This window comes from Stenotrophomonas sp. GbtcB23 (assembly GCF_019091045.1).
GTDB classification, from domain to species: Bacteria; Pseudomonadota; Gammaproteobacteria; order Xanthomonadales; family Xanthomonadaceae; genus Stenotrophomonas; species Stenotrophomonas rhizophila_A.
The window spans coordinates 1-368 of the sequence record NZ_JAGXKC010000245.1 but is presented as its reverse complement, the minus strand read 5'-3'; the positions used below and the strand labels follow the sequence as shown (position 1 = coordinate 368).

Genomic DNA, 368 nt, shown 5'->3' with positions numbered 1-368 from the left:
CGACGGCCCTCGCGGTAAGCGTCCAGCTCCACTGGCTTGTCGGACAGGCCATGTCCGCGCAGATCAAAGGTGATCAACCGGTAGCGCTGCAGCTCAGGGCTATTAACCTGTTTTTCCCAGCTGAGGTGACTACCCAGCAACCCGTGCACAAAGATGATGGGCTGCCCCTGAGGATTCCCCGCCTCTTGAACGGCGATTTTGACTCCGTCCGGTGACTCAACTGTGTAAGCCCGGTTTGTGCCGTGCGCAAGCAGTGGTGCCAGCAACAGGACGATGCAATAGAGCCAAGTGTGGCGAATGGGTGAGCCTGGGGAGAAGACCATGGATAACGAACCTCATTGAGCGGAACTCAGAGGCTAAACGCTGAC

General features: G+C 57.9%; 1 protein-coding gene. It reads right to left on the bottom strand.

Annotation, left to right across the window (positions count from 1 at the left end; translation table 11 throughout):
- On the bottom strand, positions 1-323 hold a 323-nt coding region (locus tag KVS69_RS18970), incomplete at its 3' end, for an alpha/beta fold hydrolase (protein WP_217539518.1).
- Between the last annotated feature and the right edge of the window lie 45 nt (positions 324-368).